The 26,554-nt window shown below is 38.6% G+C and carries 24 protein-coding genes; 19 read left to right on the top strand and 5 right to left on the bottom strand.

What is annotated here, in order from left to right; all coding sequences use genetic code 11:
• Positions 1-77: 77 nt before the first annotated feature.
• The 4 genes from FGL31_RS12080 to FGL31_RS12065 all read left to right on the top strand — a co-directional run bounded on the left by FGL31_RS12080 (position 78) and on the right by FGL31_RS12065 (position 5,257).
• Positions 78-1,349: an adenylosuccinate synthase gene (locus FGL31_RS12080; RefSeq protein ID WP_099371101.1), complete on the top strand. Its 1,272-nt coding sequence runs from the start codon at positions 78-80 to the stop codon at positions 1,347-1,349.
• Between the two features lie 9 nt (positions 1,350-1,358).
• Entirely contained in the window at positions 1,359-2,639 is a 1,281-nt protein-coding gene (locus FGL31_RS12075; RefSeq protein WP_138091762.1) for an anthranilate synthase component I family protein, read from the top strand.
• 143 nt (positions 2,640-2,782) lie between these two features.
• Positions 2,783-3,787, top strand: a complete 1,005-nt coding sequence (gene asnA / locus FGL31_RS12070; RefSeq protein WP_099371103.1) for an aspartate--ammonia ligase — start codon at positions 2,783-2,785, stop codon at positions 3,785-3,787.
• A 69-nt stretch (positions 3,788-3,856) separates the two neighbouring features.
• On the top strand, positions 3,857-5,257 hold the full coding sequence (locus tag FGL31_RS12065) for an exonuclease domain-containing protein (RefSeq protein ID WP_138091760.1): 1,401 nt from the start codon (positions 3,857-3,859) through the stop codon (positions 5,255-5,257).
• A 35-nt stretch (positions 5,258-5,292) separates the two neighbouring features.
• On the opposite strand, the gene dinB is transcribed toward FGL31_RS12065, so the two are convergent.
• The gene (gene dinB / locus FGL31_RS12060; RefSeq protein ID WP_138091758.1) at positions 5,293-6,363 is read right to left on the bottom strand and encodes a DNA polymerase IV; all 1,071 of its coding nucleotides are present in this window, start codon (positions 6,361-6,363) and stop codon (positions 5,293-5,295) included.
• 113 nt (positions 6,364-6,476) lie between these two features.
• Here dinB and FGL31_RS12055 point away from each other — a divergent pair, with 113 nt between their 5' ends.
• The 5 genes from FGL31_RS12055 to FGL31_RS12035 all read left to right on the top strand — a co-directional run bounded on the left by FGL31_RS12055 (position 6,477) and on the right by FGL31_RS12035 (position 12,047).
• Positions 6,477-7,352 carry a carbon-nitrogen hydrolase gene (locus tag FGL31_RS12055; protein ID WP_099371106.1) on the top strand — a complete coding sequence of 292 codons (876 nt, stop codon included), beginning with the start codon at positions 6,477-6,479 and terminating at the stop codon, positions 7,350-7,352.
• 71 nt (positions 7,353-7,423) lie between these two features.
• Complete coding sequence (locus FGL31_RS12050; protein WP_138091756.1) at positions 7,424-8,494, top strand: agmatine deiminase family protein; 1,071 nt, start codon at positions 7,424-7,426, stop codon at positions 8,492-8,494.
• 1 nt (position 8,495) lies between these two features.
• Positions 8,496-9,698, top strand: a complete 1,203-nt coding sequence (locus FGL31_RS12045) for a porin (protein WP_138091754.1) — start codon at positions 8,496-8,498, stop codon at positions 9,696-9,698.
• Positions 9,699-10,258: 560 nt separating this feature from the next.
• Positions 10,259-11,374: a lipid-A-disaccharide synthase gene (lpxB, locus tag FGL31_RS12040; protein WP_138091752.1), complete on the top strand. Its 1,116-nt coding sequence runs from the start codon at positions 10,259-10,261 to the stop codon at positions 11,372-11,374.
• 49 nt (positions 11,375-11,423) lie between these two features.
• Complete coding sequence (locus tag FGL31_RS12035) at positions 11,424-12,047, top strand: hypothetical protein (protein ID WP_138091750.1); 624 nt, start codon at positions 11,424-11,426, stop codon at positions 12,045-12,047.
• 390 nt (positions 12,048-12,437) lie between these two features.
• Here FGL31_RS12035 and FGL31_RS12030 read toward each other — a convergent pair whose 3' ends face one another.
• From FGL31_RS12030 to FGL31_RS27945, 4 genes are all read right to left on the bottom strand, one after another.
• Positions 12,438-13,613: an ABC transporter permease gene (locus FGL31_RS12030; RefSeq protein ID WP_138091748.1), complete on the bottom strand. Its 1,176-nt coding sequence runs from the start codon at positions 13,611-13,613 to the stop codon at positions 12,438-12,440.
• 3 nt (positions 13,614-13,616) lie between these two features.
• Positions 13,617-14,582, bottom strand: a complete 966-nt coding sequence (locus FGL31_RS12025) for an HlyD family secretion protein (RefSeq protein ID WP_138091746.1) — start codon at positions 14,580-14,582, stop codon at positions 13,617-13,619.
• 2 nt (positions 14,583-14,584) lie between these two features.
• Positions 14,585-15,976: a TolC family protein gene (locus FGL31_RS12020; protein WP_138091744.1), complete on the bottom strand. Its 1,392-nt coding sequence runs from the start codon at positions 15,974-15,976 to the stop codon at positions 14,585-14,587.
• A 1,718-nt stretch (positions 15,977-17,694) separates the two neighbouring features.
• Entirely contained in the window at positions 17,695-18,183 is a 489-nt protein-coding gene (locus FGL31_RS27945; RefSeq protein WP_262709242.1) for a Crp/Fnr family transcriptional regulator, read from the bottom strand.
• Positions 18,184-18,448: 265 nt separating this feature from the next.
• Here FGL31_RS27945 and FGL31_RS12010 point away from each other — a divergent pair, with 265 nt between their 5' ends.
• The 10 genes from FGL31_RS12010 to FGL31_RS27940 all read left to right on the top strand — a co-directional run bounded on the left by FGL31_RS12010 (position 18,449) and on the right by FGL31_RS27940 (position 26,542).
• Positions 18,449-19,195, top strand: coding sequence for a head GIN domain-containing protein (locus FGL31_RS12010; protein WP_138091740.1), 747 nt, complete (start codon positions 18,449-18,451; stop codon positions 19,193-19,195).
• 188 nt (positions 19,196-19,383) lie between these two features.
• On the top strand, positions 19,384-20,946 hold the full coding sequence (locus FGL31_RS12005) for a TonB-dependent receptor plug domain-containing protein (protein WP_138091738.1): 1,563 nt from the start codon (positions 19,384-19,386) through the stop codon (positions 20,944-20,946).
• 4 nt (positions 20,947-20,950) lie between these two features.
• The gene (locus FGL31_RS12000) at positions 20,951-21,427 is read left to right on the top strand and encodes a TonB-dependent receptor (protein WP_138091736.1); all 477 of its coding nucleotides are present in this window, start codon (positions 20,951-20,953) and stop codon (positions 21,425-21,427) included.
• 5 nt (positions 21,428-21,432) lie between these two features.
• Positions 21,433-22,503 (top strand): HmuY family protein, encoded by a 1,071-nt coding sequence (locus FGL31_RS11995; protein ID WP_138091734.1) that lies wholly within the window; start codon positions 21,433-21,435, stop codon positions 22,501-22,503.
• Positions 22,504-22,543: 40 nt separating this feature from the next.
• Positions 22,544-23,386 carry a heme/hemin ABC transporter substrate-binding protein gene (locus FGL31_RS11990; RefSeq protein ID WP_232046679.1) on the top strand — a complete coding sequence of 281 codons (843 nt, stop codon included), beginning with the start codon at positions 22,544-22,546 and terminating at the stop codon, positions 23,384-23,386.
• Positions 23,387-23,544: 158 nt separating this feature from the next.
• The gene (locus tag FGL31_RS11985; protein WP_317131140.1) at positions 23,545-24,441 is read left to right on the top strand and encodes a FecCD family ABC transporter permease; all 897 of its coding nucleotides are present in this window, start codon (positions 23,545-23,547) and stop codon (positions 24,439-24,441) included.
• A complete protein-coding gene (locus FGL31_RS11980) occupies positions 24,438-24,932 on the top strand; it encodes an ATP-binding cassette domain-containing protein (protein WP_138091732.1) in 495 nt (164 codons plus the stop codon). The genes FGL31_RS11985 and FGL31_RS11980 overlap by 4 nt, the downstream gene beginning before the upstream one ends.
• Positions 24,910-25,212: an ATP-binding cassette domain-containing protein gene (locus tag FGL31_RS11975; RefSeq protein ID WP_138091730.1), complete on the top strand. Its 303-nt coding sequence runs from the start codon at positions 24,910-24,912 to the stop codon at positions 25,210-25,212. Before FGL31_RS11980 ends, FGL31_RS11975 begins: the two co-directional genes overlap by 23 nt.
• 11 nt (positions 25,213-25,223) lie before the next feature.
• Positions 25,224-26,246: a hemin-degrading factor gene (locus FGL31_RS11970; RefSeq protein ID WP_138091728.1), complete on the top strand. Its 1,023-nt coding sequence runs from the start codon at positions 25,224-25,226 to the stop codon at positions 26,244-26,246.
• Positions 26,243-26,542, top strand: coding sequence for a ChaN family lipoprotein (locus FGL31_RS27940; RefSeq protein ID WP_138091726.1), 300 nt, complete (start codon positions 26,243-26,245; stop codon positions 26,540-26,542). Before FGL31_RS11970 ends, FGL31_RS27940 begins: the two co-directional genes overlap by 4 nt.
• Positions 26,543-26,554: the final 12 nt, after the last annotated feature.

Genomic DNA, 26,554 nt, shown 5'->3' with positions numbered 1-26,554 from the left:
CGCCCTTTTTCCGAATTTTTATTTTGATTCGTGAACAAAACAAATTAAATTTTAACTAATAAATTTCAAGTAATACTATGCAAGTTGATGTGCTATTGGGTTTGCAGTGGGGAGACGAGGGAAAAGGGAAAATCGTTGATGTTTTTTGTCCAAAATATGATTTGATCGCTCGTTTTCAAGGCGGACCAAATGCGGGACACACTTTAGAGTTTGACAACAAGAAATTTGTATTGAACACTATTCCTTCAGGAATCTTCAATGAAGGAACCCTCAACCTAATCGGAAACGGGGTGGTAATTGACCCTATCATTCTTAAAAGAGAATTAGACAACCTAAAAGCTGCTGGATTTGATCCTGTGGGCAAAGGTAATTTGGTTATTGCTCGCAAGGCCCATTTAATCCTTCCTACCCATCAACTATTGGATGCTGCATCTGAATCAAATATGGGTGCTGGTAAAATCGGATCTACTTTAAAAGGTATCGGACCAACCTATATGGACAAAACTGGTAGAAACGGTTTGCGTGTAGGTGACACTACCCTTCCTGATTTTATGGAGCGCTATGAGAAACTAAAACAGAAACACCTTTCTATTTTATCTCATTACGGTGAGATCCCTGATTTTTCAGAAAAGGAAAAAGCATTTATGGATGCTATCGAATTCTTGAAAACCATTCCATTTGTTGATTCTGAACACTTGGTAAATCAATATTTAAAGGATGGCAAGAGAGTTTTGGCTGAAGGTGCTCAAGGTACATTGTTGGATGTTGACTTCGGTTCATATCCTTTTGTAACTTCATCTAATACCACTACTGCTGGTGCATGTACTGGATTGGGTATTGCTCCAAACAGAATCGGCGAGGTTTATGGTATCTTTAAAGCATACGCAACTCGCGTTGGTGGAGGACCATTCCCTACAGAACTTGAAGATGAAACAGGCGAAAAATTACGCCAGTTAGGACATGAGTTCGGTGCAACAACAGGTAGAGCACGTCGTACTGGATGGATTGACCTGCCAGCATTGAAGTATGCTATTATGATCAATGGGGTAACTGAATTGATTATGATGAAAGCGGATGTGCTTGATACTTTCGATAAAATTTACGTATGTACTCATTATAAATATCAAGGAGAAACGATCGACTACATGCCATATGAAATCATTACCCACAAACCTGAACCAATTCTTAAGGAAGTTGAAGGTTGGAATACTGATTTAACAGGTATCCGTAGTAAGGATGAAATCCCTGCAGCATTGCAGAACTACATTTCTTTCTTGGAACAAGAATTAAATGTTCCGATTAAGTATTTGTCGGTAGGTCCTGATCGTACTCAAACTATTGTTTTATAGTAAATAGATATGGCAAGAGCCATTTTTGAAACGACTACTACTGATTTCTTACTTAAGGCCATAAATTGGTCCAAAAGGTTTGAAACCGTATGTCTTTTTCAATCAAATGGTTTCCAGAATCAATATTCAAAAGTAGGGAGTCTTTTGGCCGTTGGTGCAAAAGAGGAATTCTCTGCAAATGTAGGATCAGCATTTGCTGATCTCGAAAAATTTAAATCCCGGTTTCCTAATCAATGGATACCGGGATTTCTTAGTTATGACCTCAAGAATGAAATTGAGGACTTAAGCACAGAACATCCAAATCCTCTGGAGTTTCCTGATGCTTATTTTTTTGTTCCTGAAATTCTAATAGAATTATTAGAAAATCAAGTTATTATTCATTCTGAAAATCCTGAAACTGTTTTCGATGCGATTCAGTTGGCTGAAAATTTGGACACTAATTATTTATTTTCGGGAAAGATAAAACCGAGAATGGATAAGTCCAGATATTTTGAAGCTTTTGAAAGCATAAAGGACCATATCAAAAAGGGAGATATATATGAAGCTAATTTATGTCAGGAATTTTATGGAGAGAACGCTGAAGTATCTAGCCCTGAAGCTCTTTATTTAAATCTAAACAAGCTTTCCCCTACTCCATTTTCATCATTTATTAAAGTTAGTGATAAGTATATTATCAGTGCTTCTCCGGAGCGATTTTTGGCAAAGAGAGGGAATAAACTTATTTCACAACCTATAAAAGGAACTGCCGCCCGCGGCAAGAACAAAGAAGAGGATCAGCAATTAAAAGATAACCTTGCCACGAATCCGAAAGAGATTGCCGAGAATGTGATGATTGTGGACTTGGTCAGGAATGACTTAACCCGCAGTGCTATACCTGGCACAGTGGAAGTCACGGAGAAGCTGGGGATTTATACATTTGAACATGTACACCAAATGATTTCTACGGTTTCCTGTCAAATGGACCCGAGTCTTAAAGACACGGAAGTGATCAAGAACACATTTCCTGCCGGTTCCATGACGGGTGCTCCTAAAATATCGGCGATGAAATTATGCGATCGTTATGAGAATTCCAGGCGCGGGATTTACTCAGGTGCCATTGGATATTTTTCTTCTGATGGCGATTTCGACTTCAATGTTGTGATCCGGACAATTTTATACAACCATTCCAAACAATACCTATCCTTTCATACTGGAAGCGCCATTACCATTGATGCCCATGCAGCGCATGAATTTGCAGAATGCTACACCAAAGCGAGTGCGATTTTGAAAGCTCTAGAACAAAAGCTTTAAATTATTTCATCAGATACCCAATATATTGTAGTTATTTTTGCAATAAAATCTGCAAATCATTAACATTTTCTTATTTTTGTTTCGATTATGAAAATTAGTAGGCAACGGTCATACTAAACTATGTTAATATTGTAAAATTTTTAATGGGACGTCATATTTTAAAAAGAGAGCAAGCGATAACGTTTGTGAAGGAGACATTTGCATCTCGATTGAAGGAGGCTTTGAATTTAACCCCTGTTTCCTCTCCTATTGTGGTTTTGGATGGCACAGGTATCAATGATGATTTGAATGGTATCGAAAGGCCAGTTTCATTTCCGATCAAATCCTTGTCTGATCAAAAAGCAGTGGTAGTACATTCACTAGCAAAGTGGAAAAGAATTAGATTGAAAGAGCTGGAGATGGAACCTGGGGAAGGGATTTTGACAGATATGCGTGCATTAAGACCTGATGAAGATTATTCTCCTATTCATTCTATATATGTAGACCAATGGGATTGGGAGAAAAGTATCCGTTATGATGATAGATCATTGGATTTCTTGAAGGAAACTGTTGAGAAAATTTATGCTGTAATCTATGAAACTGAACAGTCTGTTTCAGAAAAATACCCACACGTTGAGGCTATACTACCAAAGGAAATCAAATTCATATCTTCTGAAGAGTTGTTATTGGCCTATCCTCATTTAACGGCCAAAGAACGTGAGAACGCCATTTCAAAAGAATATGGTGCTGTATTCGTATATGGTATCGGTGGTGTTCTTTCAAACGGACAAGCGCATGATGGCAGAGCTGCGGATTACGATGATTGGAGTACGGACAACACTTTGGGATTCCGTGGTCTAAATGGTGATATCTTAGTTTGGAATCCGATATTGGGAAGCGCATTCGAACTTTCATCCATGGGAATACGTGTAGATAAAAAAGCATTGATGACCCAATTGGAAATCAGAAACAGTTTGGATAGACAGAAGTTAACATTCCATCAAATGCTATTAAATGACCTATTGCCGGAATCCATTGGTGGTGGAATTGGTCAATCTCGAATCTGTATGTTTATGTTGAAGCTGAAACATATTGGCGAGGTTCAAGTAAGTATTTGGGATCCAAAGAAAAAAGAAGAATTACTCGATCAAGGAGTAGAATTACTATAGTTGAAAAAAAAGAATTAAAATAATACTAATAATTTTAGTAATTAAAATTATTAGTATTATTTTTGTTTAATGAAGTCCCCTACTTTTGCAATTGTCGATATAGAAACCACGGGTGGATTTGCCTCAGCGAGTCAAATCACCGAAATTGCAATTTTCATCTTTGATGGTAAAAAGATCATTGATGAATACAGTACCCTGATCAATCCTGAGCAACCCATTCCTTTCCATATTCAAGCCTTGACAGGTATAACGGACGAGATGGTCAAAGATGCCCCTGTATTTGATGATGTAGCTGAAGATATTTATCATTTACTGAACAACCGGGTATTTGTTGCTCATAATGTTCATTTTGATTATTCTTTTGTACAGGCTTCCTTAAAGAATTCAGGTTACGAATGGAAAGCTTTGCGCTTGTGTACCGTCAGATTATCCCGCAAGATATTCCCTGGCTTCACATCCTATAGTTTGGGGAAATTATGTCAATCTGTTGGTATTGAAATCCAAGATAGGCACCGAGCCAGAGGTGATGCTCAAGCAACTGTTACCTTATTCCAAAAAATATTTTTGTCGGATACTGAAAATATTATTCAGAAAACCATTCAGGTCAAAGCTAAAGAGCAACGAATTCCTACGCATATACCATCCGAGTTAATCAATAATCTACCGACGACTGCCGGTGTTTATCTCTTCAAGAATTCTGCGGCTAAAATAATTTATGTTGGTAAGGCTAACAATATTAAAAAAAGGGTAATTTCCCATTTTACAGGAAATAATACTGGGCAAAGGAGACAGCGTTTTATCAATGAAATATGCGATATAGACTTTGAGGAAACCGGCACTGAATTAATGGCATTTTTGAAGGAATGTCATCTCATCAAAAAAATCTGGCCGATTTACAACAGAGCTTTAAAGAAGTACGAACCAAAATATGGCTTGCTGGATTATGAAGATCAAAATGGATATATTCGCTTATCCATTTGTCAAGTCAGGAAGAATGTTCGACCAATATATTTTTTTGGATCCGTTCATGATTCTACGCAATTTCTCTTGAAATTAATTAAAGATTTCGAGTTGGATTTACGCTTATGTTCTTTTTTCGCCAATCCTACAGCCCTAAAGGAGATTCGGGATTTCACGGCAAGGGAAGATTTACCCCATGTTGAGGAGTATAATAATAAGGTTACCCAAGCGATTGAGTCCCTAACTGAGCAAAAACGAAGTTTTGTCATAATTGACAAAGGTCGAGAAAGCACAGAAAAAAGTTATGTTTATTTTAAGGATAATAAAGTTCATGCCTTAGGTTTTATTGATAACGAACTTGAATTTGATGACATCGAAGACCTTATTACGCAGGATAATTTGGTAGTTCATAATTTTTACATGAACCATTTGGTTGAGAGCTTTGCTAGACTTTATCCAAACAAGGTTATGCATCTGAAGGGTTGCCGTTGGAAGTGGACTCTCCAGTAGATGATGTTATTTATTAATATTGGGGAAGGATTATTTTAGAACAAGGTTAGTTGGAACCCTTCTTCGTAGGTTGGTTCCATATCTGCAAAATTTGAAATAGTTACTCCGAGTAATCTGATTCTTTTTTCTTGCAAGTCCAATTTATCCAAGAGTTCTAGGGCTTGTTTTTGTATTTCCTGCAATTGGTCCAATGATGTAAAGAAAGTCTTGCTTCTCGTGATTTGAGTAAAATCTGAGAATTTGATTTTCAAGGTAATAGTTTTGCCAAACTTATCTGCTTTTTCCAATCTTTTAAATAGTTTTTCTGCTATTCTATTTATTTCTTCGATCATATCTTCATACTCATGGAGATCGGTTTCAAAAGTATCCTCCACTCCTATCGACTTACTGATTCTGTTAGGTTTGACTGGTCTATTGTCTTCTCCGCGGACAATCTGAAAGAAGAACTTCCCAGATTTACCAAAATGCTGTATCATTTCCATCTCAGAGAACCGTTTCAAATCCATACCCGTAAAGATTCCCATTTGATTCATCTTTTTGGCTGTGACCTTGCCGACGCCAAAGAACTTATCGATAGGTAGTTTCTCAAGGAAACCAATTATTTTTGAGGGTCCTATAAATGTGAGTCCATTAGGTTTCTGAAAATCGGAGGCTATTTTTGCGACGAATTTATTGACTGATACTCCCGCTGAGGCGGTGAGGTTCAACTCATTTGAAATAGCTTCTTTGATTTCCTTTGCAATTTCTATTGCCGATCCGATTCCCATTTTATCATTTGTAACGTCGAGATAGGCTTCATCCAAGGATAGCGGTTCGATCAGATCAGTATATCTGGCAAAAATAGACCTGATATGATTTGAAACCTCTTTGTACACATCAAATCTTGGATAGGTAAACAAAAGATGTGGACATAGCTTCATGGCCATCCTGGAAGACATGGCTGACTTGACGCCATATTTCCGGGCTTCATAGCTTGCTGTTGCGACTACACCTCTTCCATCCGGGGAACCTCCGACCGCAAGGGGCTTACCACGGAACTCAGGGAAATCGCGCTGTTCCACAGAAGCATAGAACGCATCCATGTCAATATGAATGATCTTTCGCATGCTACAAATGTAGGGGAAATTTTTTGTCACCGGACAGCAAAAATAACGGCAACCTTCCCATAAGCCATGAAATAATAGTATCTTTGCGCCGAATCATAATTATAATTTAAGAGATGAGTAAAGTAAAAGTTGGTTTGGTTCAGATGTCATGCGTTAAGGATAAGCAGACAAATTTGAATAAGGCAATAGAGAAGGTTCGTGAGGCTGCATCCAAAGGCGCACAAATTGTTTGTTTACAGGAGCTATTTACCTCTTTGTATTTCTGTGATGTAGAGGATTACGACAATTTTGAATTGGCGGAAGCCATTCCGGGTCCTTCTACGGATGCATTATCTGCAGTTGCCAAGGAATTGGGCGTTGTGATTATTGCATCATTGTTTGAAAAAAGAGCACAAGGATTATATCATAATACAACAGCTGTTTTGGATGCTGATGGTTCATACCTAGGGAAATACCGTAAAATGCATATTCCTGATGATCCTGCATTCTACGAGAAATTCTATTTCACTCCAGGTGATTTGGGATATAAAGTATTCAAGACCAAATTTGGCAAGATTGGTGTATTGATCTGTTGGGATCAATGGTACCCTGAAGCTTCCAGAATCACAGCTTTGATGGGTGCAGAGATTATGTTTTACCCTACCGCTATTGGCTGGGCAACTGATCAAGATGAAGAAACCAACAAGGACCAATATAATGCATGGCAAACGATTCAACGTTCACATGCTGTTGCTAACGGTGTTCCTGTAGTTTCGGTGAACCGTGTAGGATTTGAACAGGATGGCGCCATGAAATTCTGGGGCGGCAGTTTTGCGACCAATGCTCAAGGGAAGTTGTTGTATTTGGCTTCGCATGATCAAGAAGAAGTTGAGGTGGTTGAAATTGATCTTAATGAATCTGATTTCTTCCGCAAACATTGGCCATTCTTGCGCGATAGACGCATTGAAACTTATGCGCCTATTACCAAGAGATTTATTGACGAAGATTAATCTTAATATAAAAAATTGACCATTAGAAATATGCTTTCTCAGGGAAGCATTTTCTTTTATGTTATCACGTGATGAGCACAACAAATTCCGACTTTTACAATTACAACGATACTCCCAAGGCCCAGGGTTTTGTATTTCCTGCAGAATGGGAAAAGCAAGATGCGCTTTGGTTAAGCTGGCCTCATAAAGAGGAATCTTGGCCGGGAAAGATTGACACTATTTATGCTCCCTATGCGGAGTTCATCAAATTAGTGGCAGCCGATCAACTAGTACGCATCAATGTTGCTGATGAAGCGATGAAGGCCTTTGCTATTTCTCACATTGAGAAAAGCGGTGCCAAGATGGAGAACATCAGTTTTTATTTTAATCCTACGAATGATGCCTGGTGCCGCGACCACGGTCCTGCATTTTTGATCAATAAGGAAACAGGGGAAAAAGCAATTGTGGATTGGGGTTACAATGCATGGGGTGGTAAATACCCTCCTTTTGATTTGGACGATGTCGTGCCCACTAGAATTGCCAATGAATTCGGTTTGAAATTGTTTACCCCTCCCATCGTTATGGAAGGAGGATCAGTAGAATTCAACGGAAAAGGCACTGTGTTGACCACAACGGCTTGTCTGTTGAACGAAAACCGCAATCCACATCTAACCAAGGAACAGATTGAAGGTTATTTAAAGGATTATTATGGTCAAGAACAGGTATTGTGGCTAGGTGATGGGATTGTTGGGGATGATACAGATGGCCATATCGATGATATTACGCGTTTTGTATCTGAGGATACTGTTTTAACTGTCGTTGAGGAAGATCCTAATGATGAAAATTATGGCTTGCTTCAGGAGAATTTGGAAAACTTGAAAAGCATGAGATTATTAGATGGTAGACCATTGAAAATCATCGAATTACCCATGCCAAGACCAGTTGAATACGATGACCAACGATTGCCAGCATCCTATGCAAATTTTTATATTGCAAACAAAGTTGTCGTTGTACCTGTTTTCAATGATAAGAATGACACTAAGGCTCTCGAAATCATCCAGAGTTGTTTTCCTGATAGAAAAGTAATTGGAATTGATTCCGTAGATATTATCTGGGGATTAGGAAGTTTTCATTGCTTAAGCCAACAAGAACCATCTATTTAACATGAAAAAATTAAAACACCTTTACCTTATTTTAACTCTTGTAATTATTGGAGTTACATCAGCCTACGCCCAAGAACGTGATGACCGAGCTACAATCCTTAATTTCAAAGGAATTCAGTATAAATCCAGTGATTCATTGTTTTATGTGAACTTCAGGTTCCGTATGCAAAACCGGTTAGGTTACAAGGAAGAATTAAATGGCATAGATGATGGTAAGTTTGATGCTCGTATCAGGAGGCTAAGAATGCGTATGGATGGTTACATTTATACACCTAAGATTTCCTATTCCGTTCAGTTGGCATTTACCCGCAGTGACCAAGATTATGACGACTCCAAGATTCCAAATATTGTAAGGGACGCTGTGATGTTCTATAATTTTACGGATGATTTTTACATTTCCTTTGGTCAGAACAAGTTACCTGGTAACCGCCAGCGTGTAAATTCTTCGGGTCAGTTGCAGTTTGCGGATCGTTCATTAGTAAATGAGAACTTCACGTTGGACCGTGACTTTGGTGTTTCTTTGAACTTGAGCAAGAAGATTGGAAATGTACCTATCAATGCTAAGGCAGCGATATCTACTGGTGAAGGTCGTGCAGCATCTTCAACAGATGCCGGATTAGCCTATACCGGTCGTGTTGAATTCCTTCCATTGGGCGACTTCACCAATGACAATGATTACCAAGAAGGTGATTTAGAGCGCGAAGAAACTCCTAAGTTGTCAATCGGTGGTGGTTATAGCTATAATGATAGAACAAAACGCGAAGCAGGTCAATTGGGTAGATTTGTACAAAACCCATTTACTTTTAAAATTGCGTTTGCTGATGCCATATTCAAGTATGCAGGATTTGCTTATCAAGCTGAATACATGCGCCGTGATGTAGACAACCCATTTAATATGACCGATGAGGACGATCCTCAAGAAACAGTTGCCTATAAAGGTTGGGGTGTCAATCAACAAGTATCTTATTTGTTGAACCACGGTTATGAAATTGCTGGTCGATATACCTACGTTGAGCCTCATAAAGATATTCAGGCATTTGAAAGACAGACCGAAGTTATGGAGGTAGGTCTTACTAAGTACATGAAAGCTCACCGTTTGAAATTTCAATTAAATGGAAGTTATACATTCAAAGATGGATATTTCAACAACAACAATGATAAAAGTGCATGGGGCGCTATGTTCCAGGTTGAGTTGGGGATTTAAACATAGACAGTAGACATAAGACATAAGACATAAGACAATGACATGTTAAGGTTTTATGTTTGCAAACTTTTGACTGTTGTATGTGTCTATTGTCTCTTGTCTAATGTCTATTGTCTATTATTGGTAGACTTGAAATGAAGATATTTGAATAGAGGATGGCTTGGAATTAATTCCGGGCCATTTTTTTTTGATTTTGGATGGGTTCAATATTAATTTCTGTTGATATTAATATTGTCATTTTTATTTTTCTAAGTATAGTCTTGTTCCACTCTCCTTCCACTCTCGTTCCACTCTCAGTCTTCTTTCGTTCGGACCTGATTCGGACCTTGTTCGGGTGTTTTCCGAAGCAGCTCCGAACGAGGTCCGAACGAGGTCCGAACAAGAGACGAATGAGAGTATAACAAAGCACCTATTCGTTAGTAATTAGAAAGATTTGGGACAGGTCAAATTGGAAAGGATTGAATAGTTTAAAGTGGGCTACTAAGTTTAGGTTTATGCATTTTATTGAATTTTTGCATCATGGTTGTAAGAATTCTTATCTTTAAAGATTAATCGGAATAATGAGATATTATATAATAGCTGGAGAGACCTCGGGTGATTTACATGGTGCAAATCTGATCAAGTCCTTGAAGAAGGAAGATCCGGAAGCGGAATTTCAAATTGTAGGTGGCGACCAGATGCAAGCTGCAGCTGGAGTTCCCGTGTTGATTCATACTTCGGAGATGGCCTTTATGGGTTTTATTGAGGTTCTGAAAAACCTGAGAAGTATTTCCAAAAACCTCAAAAAAGTAAAGGCAGATATACAAAGATATCAACCTGACACTGTTATCTTGATAGATTTCCCTGGTTTCAACATGAAGATTGCTGAGTTTGCCAAGAGGCTGGGCATTCGGGTTTGTTATTATATTTCCCCAAAACTTTGGGCATGGAATCAAAAGAGAGTCTATAAGATCAAGAAGGTTGTTGATCATATGTTCTGTATTCTACCATTTGAGGTTAAATTCTACAAGGAATTTAGATATGATGTCGACTATGTAGGGAATCCATTATTGGATGCTATTTCGGCGTATAAATTCCAGTCAGATTTCAGGGAGCGAAATGGATTGGATCAAAGTCCTATCATTGCTTTACTTCCCGGCAGTCGCAAAATGGAAATTGAGCATTTATTACCTGAAATGGTTGGCTTATATGATCGTTTTCCGGCACATCAAATCGTTATTGCAGGTGCTCCTAATTTTGACCTTAGCCTTTATCAAAGATATATTGGTGACTATCCTATCAAGGTTGTTTTTGACCAGACTTATGATTTACTGAAAAATGCTGAAGCAGCAGCCGTTACTAGCGGAACTGCAACTTTAGAGACCGCTCTTTTAAGAGTGCCGCAAGTGGTCGTTTATAAAGCGAATCCAATCACCGTGATGATTGCCAGACAAGTTATTAAAGTACAATTTATATCATTGGTCAACTTGATCAACAATTACTTGTCAGTTATTGAATTAATCCAGCAGGATTGTACAACAAGCAATATTGGTGATGAACTTGGGAGGTTAATTGCTGATCCAGAGCATCGCGCGAGTGTTTTGGAGAATTATGATGTTCTCATTGAAAAAATGGGCAGCCCAGGGGCTTCAAAAAAGACAGCAAAACTAATCGTTGAATATATGAAAGGGGAATAGTTAAACTATTTCCCTTAATTTTTGTCCTACTAGAAAGGAGAATTGTACAATGAAATATATATTAAGTTTCGCTTTATTGTTGGGCACCATGTTATCTTATGGTCAACAAGTAGAGCATATTTCTAAGTTAGAACTTGGAAAGAAGGATAAAAAAGTGTTCAACCGTGGAGACTCATCCATGGTTTTGAAGATTGATACGCTGATTATGAAGGATAGGTCCAAGATTGAATTTTATGCGAAAAAGGACGTAAAGATGGAGATTGGTTATGCTGAGATTGGTAAAAATGTAGTTATTACGGGTCAGGACAGCAAAAACAATGCGACAGACATTAATATGGATGTAAAGTTCAATAAATTGGGATCCTTATTTGTTATTGCTCGAGGGATAGATGCATTTAATGGCACCAAGACTCATCCCAACGGTGATGGTGGCGATGTTGTAATCATGTATGATCCTACTGGCATCAAACCTCAGTCCAGCGATAAAAAAGCGAACAATTATCTTTTTGTAGATGTACAAGAAGGTGGGTTACGAGTTAATCCAACCAGTGAGATTGGTCAGATCTATAGCCGTATTTCCATGGCTCAGCCCGGTCTTCGAGGTATGCCTCAAGGACAGATTTATTCTGGTTCGCCAGGTAAGAAAGGAAGTGTGGTTATTGAGGGGAAGTAGGGGTTAGACATTAGACATAAGACATTAGACATTAGAACTGGCCATTCGCCTACTCAGGGACCGCCTTCTACTCGCTGGGTAGCGGAGTCGATGCTCAGGGACCGGTATGTCTAGTCTGTGATTGTTCGGGCCCTTCGGCTACGCTCAGGGACCGAACATCCCGATTGCTGTCCTTCGGCTCGGTGGTTTAGCAGAGGCGAAGCTCAGGGACCGGTATGTCTAGTCTGTGATTGTTCGGGCCCTTCGGCTACGCTCAGGGACCGAACATCCCGCTGGCTGTCCTTCTACTCGGTGGTTTAGCGGAGTCGAAGCCCAGGGACCGATGGGTGTAAATAAAAAAAGCATTGAATCGAGTGATTCAATGCTTGACAGGTTTGTTAAAAGACAAAGTTAAACTGTTGCTTGGACCTGTTTATTTTTCTTGACCTTATTGATTTTAATCTGGAGTAGGATAATTGAAGCTATTAGTGTTACAGCTGCTATTATTGCAAGTCCAATAACGGGCCCTTGAAGATATTCTATACTTCCCTTTTCTATCATTAAAGTTCTGAAGATTTGCAAGTAATGTGTTAATGGGATCATTTTGGCTATCGCGACTACCCATTCAGGCATTTGACTCAATGGCCATGTAAATCCGCTCAGGATAAAGCTTGGCGTAGCAATAACCATTAAGATTTCCGTAGCTTTCAGCTGACTTGGAATAGCTATACTAACCAAAATCCCTATAAAGCTTACCGCTAACAAAAACAGTATGGTTGTTGCAAAGAATGCTCCGCCGTCCAAGTTCAATGGCATTCTATACCAAAGTGAATAGCCATAGTATAAGATATATATCAGGCCAGACATCAGGATATAAGGCAAGATTTTAACCAATATAAGGACAAATACATTGTTGCTTTTTTGTACCAGTTCCGGAAATGTCCCTTTTTCAAATTCTGAGGCAAAACTCAATGCCAGTCCTAACATCATTACTTGTTGCAATACAGTCAACAAAACTCCAGGGAGCATAAAATAAAGATAGTTACCGCTTCTTATATTTTGTTTGATCATGGTTATTTTGAAGGGTTCAAATTGTTTTGAAGCGACGTATTCAGGTACACCTTTCTTTTGTTGCGCCTTGATCTGTATCCCAGCTTTTAAAGTAGATGCAGCTACGTTTACTGCCATCATTGCTGAATTTGAGGTCAATGTGTTGGATGCATTTACAAATAATGTCAATTCAGTACTTCTATTATAGTTTACATCTGCAGAAAAGTTTCTTGGGATTTGCACCACGACAGTAGATTCTGTTTTCAGGGCTTCATCTTTAGCTCTGAATGGATCATTGAGCACCTTGGCGACATAGATAACATCATTTTCATTGAACATATCGATCAATTGTCTGCTCAATGGGCTTTTATCTTCATCGACTACGATTATAGGTAAGTCAGTAACCTTTCCTTTTTTATAGACCCCTCCTACCAAAACTCCATATAAAATCGGAGCTCCCAAGAATAGAACAAGCAAGACCTTGTTTTGGAAGAAGAGTCTGAATTCTCTTTTTAATAAACTCAAAAAATTCTTCATGTCTTAATTTTGTTTTACTATAAATGTAGCTTTTGTTAGCAAGTCTTTAGATTCCTGAATATTTACAGGTTTTAAATGTACCTCGAACAAAGTTTCTTGTTCTTCAAAATCAGGATAAGCTGTTGAGATATTAGCATAAGAGCTCAAAGGCTTAATTGTTTCGACTTTAGCTTGTATCTCTTTATTTTCCAAGTATGGAATAATAAGGGTTTTGTTTTGACCTTTTACAAAATCCTTGATTTTGCTTTCTGGGATTGTTACCCTGAAGAATGTACCATCATTGATATATCCAGATACTAAGCTATATCCTGCCATTGCCAACTCTCCTACCTGCAAGTTTATATTCTCAATGCTCATATCCTGAGGTGCCAAAATATAACGTTCTTTAGCCGCTACATTCACTTCATCTACTGCCCCTAATGCCCGTTCTTTTTGCCCGAGTGCCATTCTTTGTTGTTCGATCCTTGCACCATGCTGTACATCAGCTAATTCGGCTTGAGCGGCAAGGTATTGATTTTTTGCACCTTGGTATTTCGCATATACTTCATCATACTTTTGTTGCGAGATCAGGGAGTCGCGCAAAAGGTTGTTCATTCTGTCCAATGATTTTTGCGCGAAGTCGTACTGTTCTTTTAAGCCGTCTACTTTGGCGTGCAACTGTTTCATTTGTCCATCTGTTGCACCTTTCACTGCCATTTCATATTGCGCTTGTGCAGCGGAAAAGGCTCCTTCGGCCTGTATTGCTTTAGCGTCTACCTCTGGAAGTTCCAAAATCACCAAGGTATCCCCTTTATGGACATTCTGACCTGCTTCGACAAATATTTTCTGAATTTTACCGGGGATCTTTGTTGTGACCGCGATTTGATCACGTTCGATCTTTCCTTCTAATTTTATTTGCTTTTTTTGGTTGTCACCAGAACAACTTTGTAAAAGAATAATTCCTGCTATAGTGTATAAAATATTTTTCATGATTATTTAGTGATGGTTTGGTAAAGATTTCCGTTTGCTTTCAAAAGTTCAGATGCTGCCATTCTTTGGTTGAGCACTTGATTATAATAGCCTAGAGACTGTTTATAGAATTCGTTTTCAGCTTCCAATCTTTCTGTCACATCAGAAAGACCTTCTTCGAATTGACGTGATGCTAGGTGCAGATTGTTTTTTGCTATTTCAACCTGTTGATTGCTCACTTGGATTTTTTTGTGGGCAAGGTTATAATCTACCTCAGTTTTTCGCTGCAGCAAAGACAGCTTTTCCTTGGTGTCGGCAAGCTTGTTTTCATTGATTTGGATATCTAATTTAGCTTTGTCGATTGCTGTTTTGTGAGCTTTACCTTCAAAAATAGTCCATTTCATTCCAACACCTAATGCAAAATTCGGCGCCATCCTCAAGTGATTGGATTCTAATTTCAAATCACCCACACGAGGAAGATCCTTGACCGTTAAATCGGTACCAAACGCGTTCAAATAAGACACGTTTCCAAAAGCAAATACCTGCGGTAATTTTGCTCCTTTTTCCTTTTTTAGGACAAACTCATAAGCTTTTTGCGAAGCTTCCAATGCTTGCAGCTCTTTTCTGTTCATCTGATTTGCTGAATCCATTTCCAGATTGAGTTCGTCCAGTTTATAATTAACTTCCTTCAATTCCTCCATTGACATCCCTGTCAATTCCTCTAATTTAAAGAAAAGCAATTCTCTGTTACTTTGGACTTCTGCTTTTTTAGATTCAAGCTCCAGCATTGCCAATTTGATTTTATCGCGGTCATAAGGAATTGCGAATCCGTTTTCAATTCCTTTAATAACTTTTTCATGCTCTTTATTGAGGCGTTTTTCAGAATCAAGGATCAAAAGATCCACTTCTTTGAGCAACATCAATTGGTCAAAACTTGTCATCACCTCTTGGGCAAGTTGGTCATAACCTGCTTCGGTCATTAATTGCTGTGCTTTAAATTTTTGTTCCAGCGCTTTTTGTCCATTCGTGATCTGCAATCCTGAGAAAATCACCTGGGTAGCAGTTACGCCTGCCAATCCAATTTGGGTTGACATATTCATTTTTTGGGTACCATCAAAAATTGTGGATCCCAATAGAGGCAATGTCTTAGCGGGGAGGTCTATATCCAAAGTACTGTTTAAATAGCCATACATGGCATTTGCGGATACAGTTGGTAATAATTTCCCTTTAACATTTTCTCTGTCCAATGCTACTTTTTGATTTTCAAGGTTAGCATTGATGAGACTTTTGTTGTGAGTTACTGCCTGTTGTACAGGGACCTTAAAATTGTTTAACCCATCTTGTGCGAATGCAGACATTGCAGCCAGTAAGGTAAGGGTTAAGCTAGAAAAGGTTTTTTTAAATCTAAAATCCATTTTGAATCAGTTTGACTTATATCTTTTAACAAGACAAAGATGGGACAGTTTTAGGTTAATAATTTTCAGATATCTTAAAAAAAGCATTTTGCGAGTTTAAACAATAGAGTAGTATTTTTTGTGAGACGATTTGGTTTTGGAATTGTCCTCTATAATAGTTACGCCCCTAGCGGGGTTAGTGGACGTTGAATAATCAATTCTATAATAGTGCCACCCCTACAGGCAATGTCATTAAGTTAGGAAAAAAATATGGCCATACATCCCCAAAAGCCCCATCGGGGTAAAATGCCGTAGGCATGAAATATCTCTTAAATGCCGTAGGCATGTAATATCTATAGAAATGAATATCACCCCAAACACCAACGCCGTAGGTGTGACATGTTTGCTAAATTCCCTTAACTTAATGACATTGCCCTACAGGGTGGTATGAGAGGATATAGAGCGTCATGGATAGTGTCCCTGGTCGCCATGGTTGGTGTCCTCACCAACCATCTTCAGCAACGCTAGCGCACGCTTCGGCTACGCTATCGACCATCTTTAGCATTGCTAGCGCAAGTCTTGCGCGGTGGCTATGCGCGCTGGCCTGACTTGGGCTAACAACCCAAATTCTTTACCATTTCATGGCAAGATGCAGTTACTTTTGAGGCGCAAAAGTAACCAAAACGCTTGCTCATTTAAGGTGGCTTGTCGCGCAAGCCCAACCCACATGAACAAAATGCCTTATTGCCGAGGATGCCGTTCTAATCAATTATCTCTTTGGAGGAGATAATTGCTGGAAAGCATCCAAGGGCAAGGCCAACGCACAATGGCCGCGGCATTTTATCCATCCTGCCGCCACTGAAAATGAGCGGGGCTTCGGCTTCGAAAATTCTTTCAGGCTGTAAAACGCCTTAACAGTCAGGACGCCATGGTTGGTGTCCCCACCAACCATCAATTGATTCAATGCCAGCAGCATTATACGCCGTAGGCGTTATATGTTTCTTAAATCCCAGCGGCATAATATATCTATAGAAAATGCATAGCAACCAAAAATTAACGCCATAGGCGTGACATGTTTGATAATACGCCAAAACCATGAAGTTTTTAAATTTTGAGATGAGGTTGCTGGCATGATTTGGGATTATTAACCCTAATTAATAATGCCATTTCATGGCATGGGATGTTACTTTTGAGGCGCAAAAGTAACAAAAACGCTTGCTCATTTAAGGTGGCTTTTCGCGCAAGCCCAACCCGCATGAACAAAATGCCTTATTGCCGAGGATGCCGTTCTAATCAATTATCTCTTTGGAGGAGATAATTGCTGGAAAGCATCCAAGGGCAAGGCCAACGCACAATGGCCGCGGCATTTTATCCATCCTGCCGCCACTGAAAATGAGCGGGCTGAAGAATGTCAGCTGTGTTGAAGGAATAAGGGTGGTTTTTGGGGAATAGTTACACCCCTAGCGGGGTTAGTGGGCGTTGAATAATCAATTCTATAATAGTGCCACCCTTTCAGGGTGGTATGTGGGGATATTGAGCACCTCATGTTTGTTCTCTCTGGACGTAATGGATGGTGACTCTGGTCGCCATGGTTGGTGTCCTCACCAACCATCAATCGACGTTATGGATGGTGTCTGTGGTCGCCATGGTTGGTGTCCTCACCAACCATCAATCGACGTTATGAATGGTGTCTCTGGTCGCCATAGTTGGTGTCTCTGGTCGCTATGACTAATGTTTTTTTATTTCATTCCTCTGATTACGGAGAGGGTTTGTTGGGATATGCCGAGGTAAGAAGCGATGTTTCCGAGTGAGGCATTTTGGAATAGTTCTGGATTTTCTTCTATTAGGGCGTTATATCGCTCATGTGCGGTTTCGAATTGGGTATTATAGAAACGGTTTGAGAAGTTTATCAAGGAATCCAAAAGTACAGACTGAATGATTTTGTTCATGGTGATGTCTGTTTTGGCTAGTTCTTCCATTTTGGAGAATGGGAAGAAAGCTATTTTTGATGGAGCCAAAGCTTGGAATCCGAAAATTGATGGTTTTTTATGGAAAACACTTTCAATTCCAGTACTGAAGGTATTGGGGCCGAAGAAATAGTGGGTAATATCTCTCCTGTTTTTATAATAATAGATTCTTGTGAACCCAGATTCGATAAAATAGATGTATTTTAAGTAAGCACCCGGTTCAAAGATAATATCACCTTTAGCATATTCCTTAACTTCAATTATTGAATCGAAAAATTGTTCAAATTCGTCGGGAGATATGGTATTGCTCCTTGAAATAACTTAAAATGGTCATTTATTCTTATTAATAATTAATCGCTTCAAAATATATAATTTAAGTGGAATTGCAAAATAAGGAGGATTAGAAAGCATAGAATGAAAAAAATGAAAAACGGGTATTAATAATGGTGAGTTATAATAAAATTTATTTATAAATTTAGTCAAGCAAGAGGATGATACTTTTGTACTAACCAAATTTATTTAAAAGATGAAAAAAATATTAACCTTAGCCTTAGTTGCATTTGTTTCTTTGGCACATGCTCAACACAAAGAAACCCGTAAAATCAGTAAGGTTTCAGGGATTTCAGTTTCTTCTGGAATCAAGGCAAAATTCATTAAATCTTCCAGGAACGAGGTGGTTGTAGATGTCTCTAGGGCAGACCTACTTCCAAAGATCGAAACAAATGTGAAGGGAGGCACCCTAGTTGTCAGGGTAAAACCAAACAGCCACATTCAGAATTCAGGTACCTTGAACGTGACGGTTTACAGTAATTCGGCTATTAATTCTATTTCTTTGAGTTCAGCTGGATCATTAGAGATATTGGAACCTATTGATGCAATTAATTTCACTGCAAATCTTTCCTCTGCAGGAAAACTTACCGCAGGACGAATTGCTGCGACATCAGCTACTATAGATTTAAGTTCTGCAGGAAAGATGACTGGAGAGCTGAAAGCCGAGAAAGTATCTATCAACAGTTCTAGTTCTGGAGAAGTTACTTTAGTTGGCAAATCGAAAACCTTGAATGTCGATATGTCATCTAGCGGCAGGGTGAACTTGGAGAACTTCAGTACAGGTTCTTTAACTGTTAATGGCAGTTCAGGTGGGAAATTGTCGGTTGCTGTAAGCAATGCGATTACAGCGAACGTTTCATCGGGTGCCAGGGTGGTATATTCAGGCAATCCAAGCAATAAAAATGTGAATCATTCTTCGGGTGGTTCTGTGAGTTCTCGATAATATTTATAAAGATTTTAGGAAGGAGCTGGATTTAGATTCGGCTCCTTTTTTTGTCTAACCTACCCGTAATTTATTTTCTGATTTATTTCGGATTTCGTCATTTAATTTTCCTAATACGTTATTTTCTTGTTTGGAATAATTCTAAACAAGGGTTATGTTTGCAACACTATTTAAAATGATTCTAAATAATGTTGCGAATAAAACATCTTTTTCTGTTATTACTTTTACCGGTCACTGCCATTTCACAGGAGGATAGTTCCGAACGAGTGCTACCCATTGAAGAGGTTGTAGTCACGGGACAATTTGAGCCAACATCTTTAAAGAATTCAGTTTATAAAGTAAGAACAATCAACCGAGAATATATTCAGCGACGTGCAACCACAGATATGTCAACTTTGTTGAATATGGAGTTAGGTGTGAGGTTTTCAAACGATTTGGTTTTAGGAGAATCAGACATGCAACTGATGGGGATGAGCGGGCAGAATGTTAAGGTATTGGTTAATGGAGTTCCGATGATCGACCGAGGTGCTACCAAACAGAGTTTGTCCCAAATCGATATCAATACCATTGAAAGAATTGAAATAGTTGAGGGTCCAGTATCCGTGATGTATGGTACCGATGCTTTGGCAGGGGTAATCAATATTATTACCAGCAATCCAAATCATAAAACTAGCAAGTTAGGGATAACAGCAAGGATACTGGAAGAAACTGTTGGTTCAGAATACAAACCCGTTAATGACGAAGGTCGGCACAACGCTCATTTAGGCTTCAAGTATTCTACGGGTATTTGGAGATTTGAATTGAATGGATCAAGGAATAATTTTGGAGGCTTTCAGGGTACTTCTGAAGGAAGGAAATTGCAGTGGCAACCTAAAGAGCAATGGTTAGGGGGCGGAAAAATTGGGTTTGAGAAGGAAAATTTCAATACTAGTTATAGCATTGATTATCTCAATGAGGATCTCTACACTCCAGGGGCGGTTATGCCTAATTCCAAGTACGTAGATAAAAATTATTTTACAGACAGGATAACACAGATCCTTCAATCACAATATACCGTTAATGACCATTTTGTTTTTAATGGTTCCTTTTCTTATCAGAACTATAAGCGATCTACAGTTACTGAGCTTTTTGATCTCAATACGCAAACTTCAAGTTTGACTTCAGGTGCTGGGGAACAAGATATCACCAGGTTCAATCAAGCTTTTGCTCGTGTAAACGGATTATATAAAATCAGTTCTAATTTTGACCTCTTGGCAGGATTAGAGCTAGATTTTGACAAGGGTTCTGGGGCAAGGATTCAAGATAATTCTGAGATTTATGATTTTGCTGGATTCTTAACTGCAGATTATAAGCCTTTGTCATGGTTGATGATTCGACCCGGAGTTAGGTTTATTCATAACTCAATTTACAACGCTCCTCCCGCTATCCCATCATTGAACATGCGAATCAATTTTAATCCATTATTGGATTTGAGATTGGGTTATGCTATGGGTTTTCGAGCGCCTAGTTTAAGGGAGCTGTATTTTACATTTCATGACAGCAATCATGCCATCAATGGAAACACAGATTTGAAGGCAGAACATAACCAAAACTTTAATGTGAGTCTGAGTTACCATAAAACCTTAGCTGAAAAAAGCATTATCAACTCTTCATTGAGTGGATTTTACAATCACTTCAATAATCTGATAACGATTGGTCAAGACAAAGAAAACATCTCGATGAATACCTATTTAAAATATAGGAAAGTTTGAGACTATGGGTGGTACCTGGGAGAACAATTTATTGATCAAAAACAGCAAGATCAGTGTTGGTCTAAGTTATATAGGTCGATTAAACAGTTTGTTTGAAGAAAACAAAGATTTGGGTCAGTATTTCTGGACTCCAGAGGTCAATGGGAGCATTTCTCATGAATTTCCAAAATGGAAAGCTAATGTGAATGTCTTTTATAAATTATATGGTCAACGTCCTGGTTTCCAAACCACTGGCTCTGGCGATCAGCTAAAAATCCACCAAGCGAAGCAAGATGCTTATCATCAGCTGGATATTTCTTTGAACAAGCGGCTTTACAACAGTATTACTGTGCAGGCCGGAATCCGGAACTTGACCAATATTACCAATGTATTAAATACGGCAACAGAAGGTACGGGTGCCCACTCTAGTAGTAGCACATCCATCCCCATTAGTTATGGGCGCTCTGTATTCTTCGGTTTACTATATCAAATTAACAAATAATTACAATGAGAAAATTTACCAAACTAGCAAGTATTGCATTCATCAGTATCCTGGGCTTCACATCCTGTGAGCGTGACAACAAGACGGACGTTCTTCCGGTTGTACCGCCATCTGACGGGAGTAAAATGACCTTAGAAGGAGGAGAAGGAGGCACAGATGCTGCAAATGCTGTTTATGTTGACTTAAGTACAGATAAACAAACTTCAGTTGCTAGAAAATCATGGAGTTTAGGATTTTATTCAGGTTCAGCATTTAGGGTTATCTTAAATAATCACATGGCGTATTCTGCTATGGTTACCAATCAAACAGATATCAAGGCTGTAAGCTCAACGAATGTTGATTTAACTAAGTTAAATTATAATTTCCAGGCAAAGGATCAGCTTCAGAACTATGATGATACTGCAGGAAGGATAGAAAAATCATTGATTGCTGAAATAAAAGCTACTGAATCGGAAAATAAAGTTTATGTAATCAATCCAGTACATCCGAATGCTGATAAAGCTAATGTTTGGAAGGTTAAAATAAATAGAGGAACAGCTCAGGATTATGTTTTACAATATGCCAAGCTTGATGATACCAATTTTAAATCCTTAACCATCAAAAAGGACAATAAATTAAACTTCAATTTTATCTCATTTTCAGAAGGACCTGTGAATGTAGAGCCAGCAAAGGATGAATGGGATCTTGTTTGGACCAAAAGCATCTATTTTACGGCTATGGGTGGGGCGCCTATCCCCTATTTTTTCAGTGATTTAGTTTTCATCAATCATCTTAATGGCGTTAGTGTTTCGGAGGTTGTGTTTTTAGGAAAGGACAATAAAAGCAATGGTCAACCTAATTATGAAGAGTTTGATTCCAGCAAATTGAGCGGTATCAAATTTAAGAACAATAGGAATGCAATGGCTACATCATGGAGAAATACCTTGAGTGTTGGCGTATTGAGGGACAGGTTTTATGTCATAAAGGATAAAGCAGGTAATATTTATAAACTTAGATTTTTAGCCATGGGCGTAAAAGATGATGGCGGTAAGAGAGGTTATCCTGAGATCGAGTACAAATTAGTAAAAAGCAATTAACAGCGAACAATGAATAAGATAAATAGATTAATATTGAGTTTTGGGGCAGCATGTCTCCTATTCTCATGTCAAAATACAAAAGAAAACTTCCGAATCAGCAGACACTTCTTTTTCGGACACGCTTAGGATTGTTTCTTTGAACGGTACAGTTTCAGAAATCATCAGTGAATTGGGGTTGGAGGACCAGATTGTAGGAACAGATGTTGCTTCTACTTATCCTGCCTCCATGAATTCCAAGCCTAAAGTTGGCCATAACAAAAAAGTTCCTGTTGAAGGAGTCATGGCATTAAATCCGAATTTGATCATTGGTACGAAGCAGGAAGTGAATCCTGAAACTATTGAACAGTTTAAGCAAGCAGGTATCAGAACGGTTTTGTTTGATCAGGAATATTCGGTTGAAGGAACTCGGAAATTAATCAAAGGTGTTTCGGATTCATTGAAACTTACGCAACGAGGAGATTCCTTGATTGGGTCCTTTGACAAAGCAATGGAAACCGTTAGTTCTTATGGATCTGAGTCTAAAAAACCCAAAGTTCTTTTCATTTATGCACGTGGCGCTGGCACCATGATGGTTGGTGGTACAGGTACACAAGTTGACAAAGTGATTGAATTAGCTGGAGGGATCAATGTTGCGAAGGATTTTGCGGATTACAAGCCATTAACTCCAGAGGCATTAGTTGCTTACAATCCAGATGTCATTTTATTATTTAGCAGTGGATTAAGCAGTTTAGGAAATGAGACTGGCATGATGAATATTCAAGGAGTTAAGGAAACCAATGCTGGCAGGAACAAAAAAATTATAGCAATGGACGGTCAATTACTATCGGGTTTTAGTTCGAGATTACCGATAGCGATTGAGGAGTTACATTCTAAGATACATTAATGACATTACAAAGAAAAAAAAGAATCTCCATTATCTCTTTACTACTATTTCTATTGTGCTCCTGCATAACTTCCATCTGTGTGGGAGCCATAGAAATACCTATTGAAAAACTTACTTAAAATCTTAGGTAACACGGTTTTTCAACTGGATTTCACGGGATTCCTATTCAAGAAGAGTCAGTTTTTTTAGCGATAAGAGCACCAAGGGTGCTTTTAGGCGCTTTAATAGGTGCTACCTTAAGCATTACAGGCTGTTCGGTTCAGGGGATGTTTCGGAATCCCTTAGCTGAGCCTGGATTGATAGGTGTTTCATCTGGAGCATCATTATTCGCTGTTATGTTTATTGTTGTTGGTCACCATGTTTTTAGTGGTCTTACCTTAATGTTCGGGTACTATGCATTATCGATAGCTTCATTTTTAGGAGCATTAATGACTACATGGTTCTTATATAAATTTTCTGTTACTAATGGTAAAACCGACATATCATCTCTGCTATTGTTAGGTATAGCAATCAATGCACTAGCAATTGCCTTCACGGGTTTCTTTACGTATATCGCTACGGATGATCAATTGCGTACTATTACCTTTTGGTCACTGGGAAGTCTGGGTGGTGCGAACTGGAAGACCATTTTGGTGATCCTTCCCTTTTCCCTAATAAGCATTTTTGGACTTCTTCCTTTGGGGAAAGCGCTAAATGCGATGGCTTTGGGGGAATCGCAAGCAGAGCATCTCGGAATGGATATACGGAAAATAAATCGGTATATAATTGTATTGGCGGCAATTGGTGTTGGTGCTTCAGTTGCTATGGCTGGGATAATAGGTTTTATTGCTTTATTAGTTCCCCATTTACTTCGTATTTCCATATCAGCAGATCATAAATTCTTATTGCCTGCCTCTGCATTATTAGGAAGTGGCTTGTTAGTATTTGCGGATTTGATTGCAAGGACGATTGTTGTACCTGCAGAACTTCCTATCGGCATCTTAACTGCATTTATGGGGGTACCTATGTTTGTCATCATTATTCTAAGGAACAAACGAGAAAGGAGGAATTTATGATTGAAGTAAGTGGCTTGACTTATACAGTTGGAAACCGTTCCTTGCTTGACAATATCAACTTCGAAGCAAAGAGTTCTGAAATACTGGCTGTAATAGGTCCAAATGGAGCTGGCAAATCGACTTTACTAAAATTAATCAGCAAGCAATTGAAGCCAAAAATTGGCAGTATCCATATTAACGGCACAGACCTGAAAACAATCGATTTGAAGACGCTATCAAAGTATCGGGCAGTGCTTCCACAGTCGCATTTTCTGAACATCAATCTTACGGTTTTTGATATTGCGGTGATGGGAAGATATCCACATTTCAAATCATATCCCGAACCTATTGATATTGAAATCACACATCAAGCATTAGCAGAAATGGGCATGTTGAAGTTCAAAGATAGATTAATTCATAATCTGTCTGGAGGAGAACAACAACGGGTGCAATTAGCTAGGGTTCTGGCACAGATTTATGATAATCCGGATGCGATATTATTTGATGGATGAGCCGATTACAGGATTGGATCTGCAGTATCAGCAGATTATTTTGGAGAAGGCAAAGAGTCTTTCCAGCACAGGTGTAACTGTTTTTTGCATTTTACATGACATCAACCTAGCTGCCCAATATGCAGATAATGTTTTGATTTTGAAACAAGGTCAAACCATGGGTTTTGGCAGCCCTCAAGAAATATTATCAGAAGAATTAATTTTTAACACCTACCATACACGTGTGAGACGTCTCCAAGATCAAAACCTTGGGTATCCAGTCATCATGCCTGTATCATAAAAATCATAAAAATGGAGAATCAAACAGCATTGAAAGAGAGATTTGAAAGTTATAAGTTACAGAACCCAAGCAGTAGAATTCGTGAAGCTGCAAAACAATTGGGTGTTTCAGAGGCAGAATTAGTAAGCATTGGTTCTGACAATATATTATTGTTACCTGAGTTTAGCAGCATCTTAAATGATATACCGGAGTTGGGGGAAGTTATGGCCTTGACCAGAAACAATTATGCTGTTCATGAAAGGAAAGGAATTTATACAAAGGCCAGTTTTCATGGGCATATTGGTTTGGTCACTAACCCAGATATTGACTTGAGGTTATTTATGACTGCTTGGACGTATGTCTTTGCAGTGAATGAGAACAACAGGAAAAGCATTCAATTCTTTGATCGATTCGGTGAAGCGATTCATAAGATTTACCTAACGGAAAACAGTAATGCGGAAGCATTTGAAAGATTATTAGCTAAATATACTTTGAATGACCCACCTACTGTACAAATAGAAGTTAAGCCATTTCAGGCCAACATTGAAAAGCTTGATGAGGATATTGATGTGAATGGTTTCCAAAATGAATGGAAAAGTTTGCAGGACACGCACGATTTCTTTGGCATTTTGAAAAAATACGAGGTTAGCAGACTACAGTCTATGCGACTGGCTCCGAAAGGATTTACCTACAATATTCCTGTTGGACAGGCTGAAAGTTTATTGAATTTGGTATCTTCAAGTGGAATTGAATTTATGGTTTTTGTGGGCAACAAAAGTTGTTTACAGATCCATACAGGAAAAGCAGAAAAGATTGTAAGAACCGGGCCATGGATTAACATTCTGGATGACAAGTTCAATCTTCATTTAAATGATACCGAAATAGATAGTTTGTGGATTGTTAAGAAACCAACAAATTTGGGCTTGGTACATAGTATTGAAGCTTTTGATAGAGAAGATAATCTTATCATACAGTTTTTTGGAAAAAGAAAGCCGAGCATTCCTGAGAGCGAAGATTGGCGTAAAATAGTTAAAACAATAGAAAATCAAATATGAAATATTTCTTCATCAATTTAATGGTCTTCCTATGTTTTGGTTTAGTAAATGCACAAGACCAGTATCAAGTTTTTGATCGAGAAGGCACTGAAGTAAGCCTAGCCCAAATAATAACAGAAGCAGATGAAAAGCCATTAATATTTTTTGGAGAAATCCATGATCAATCTTTTGCCCATCAAGCTGAGTTGGAACTATTCAAGGGACTTCATGAAAAATATAAAGGTCGAGTGGTGATTGGTATGGAAATGTTTGAAGCTGATGTACAGCCCATTATTGATGAATATTTTTTCAGGTAAAATAAATCAAAA

The sequence above is a fragment of the Sphingobacterium daejeonense genome, from assembly GCF_901472535.1.
Taxonomy (GTDB): domain Bacteria; phylum Bacteroidota; class Bacteroidia; order Sphingobacteriales; family Sphingobacteriaceae; genus Sphingobacterium; species Sphingobacterium daejeonense.
The sequence above is the reverse complement of the archived record's forward strand: the minus strand, read 5'-3'. Positions and strand labels throughout refer to the sequence as shown.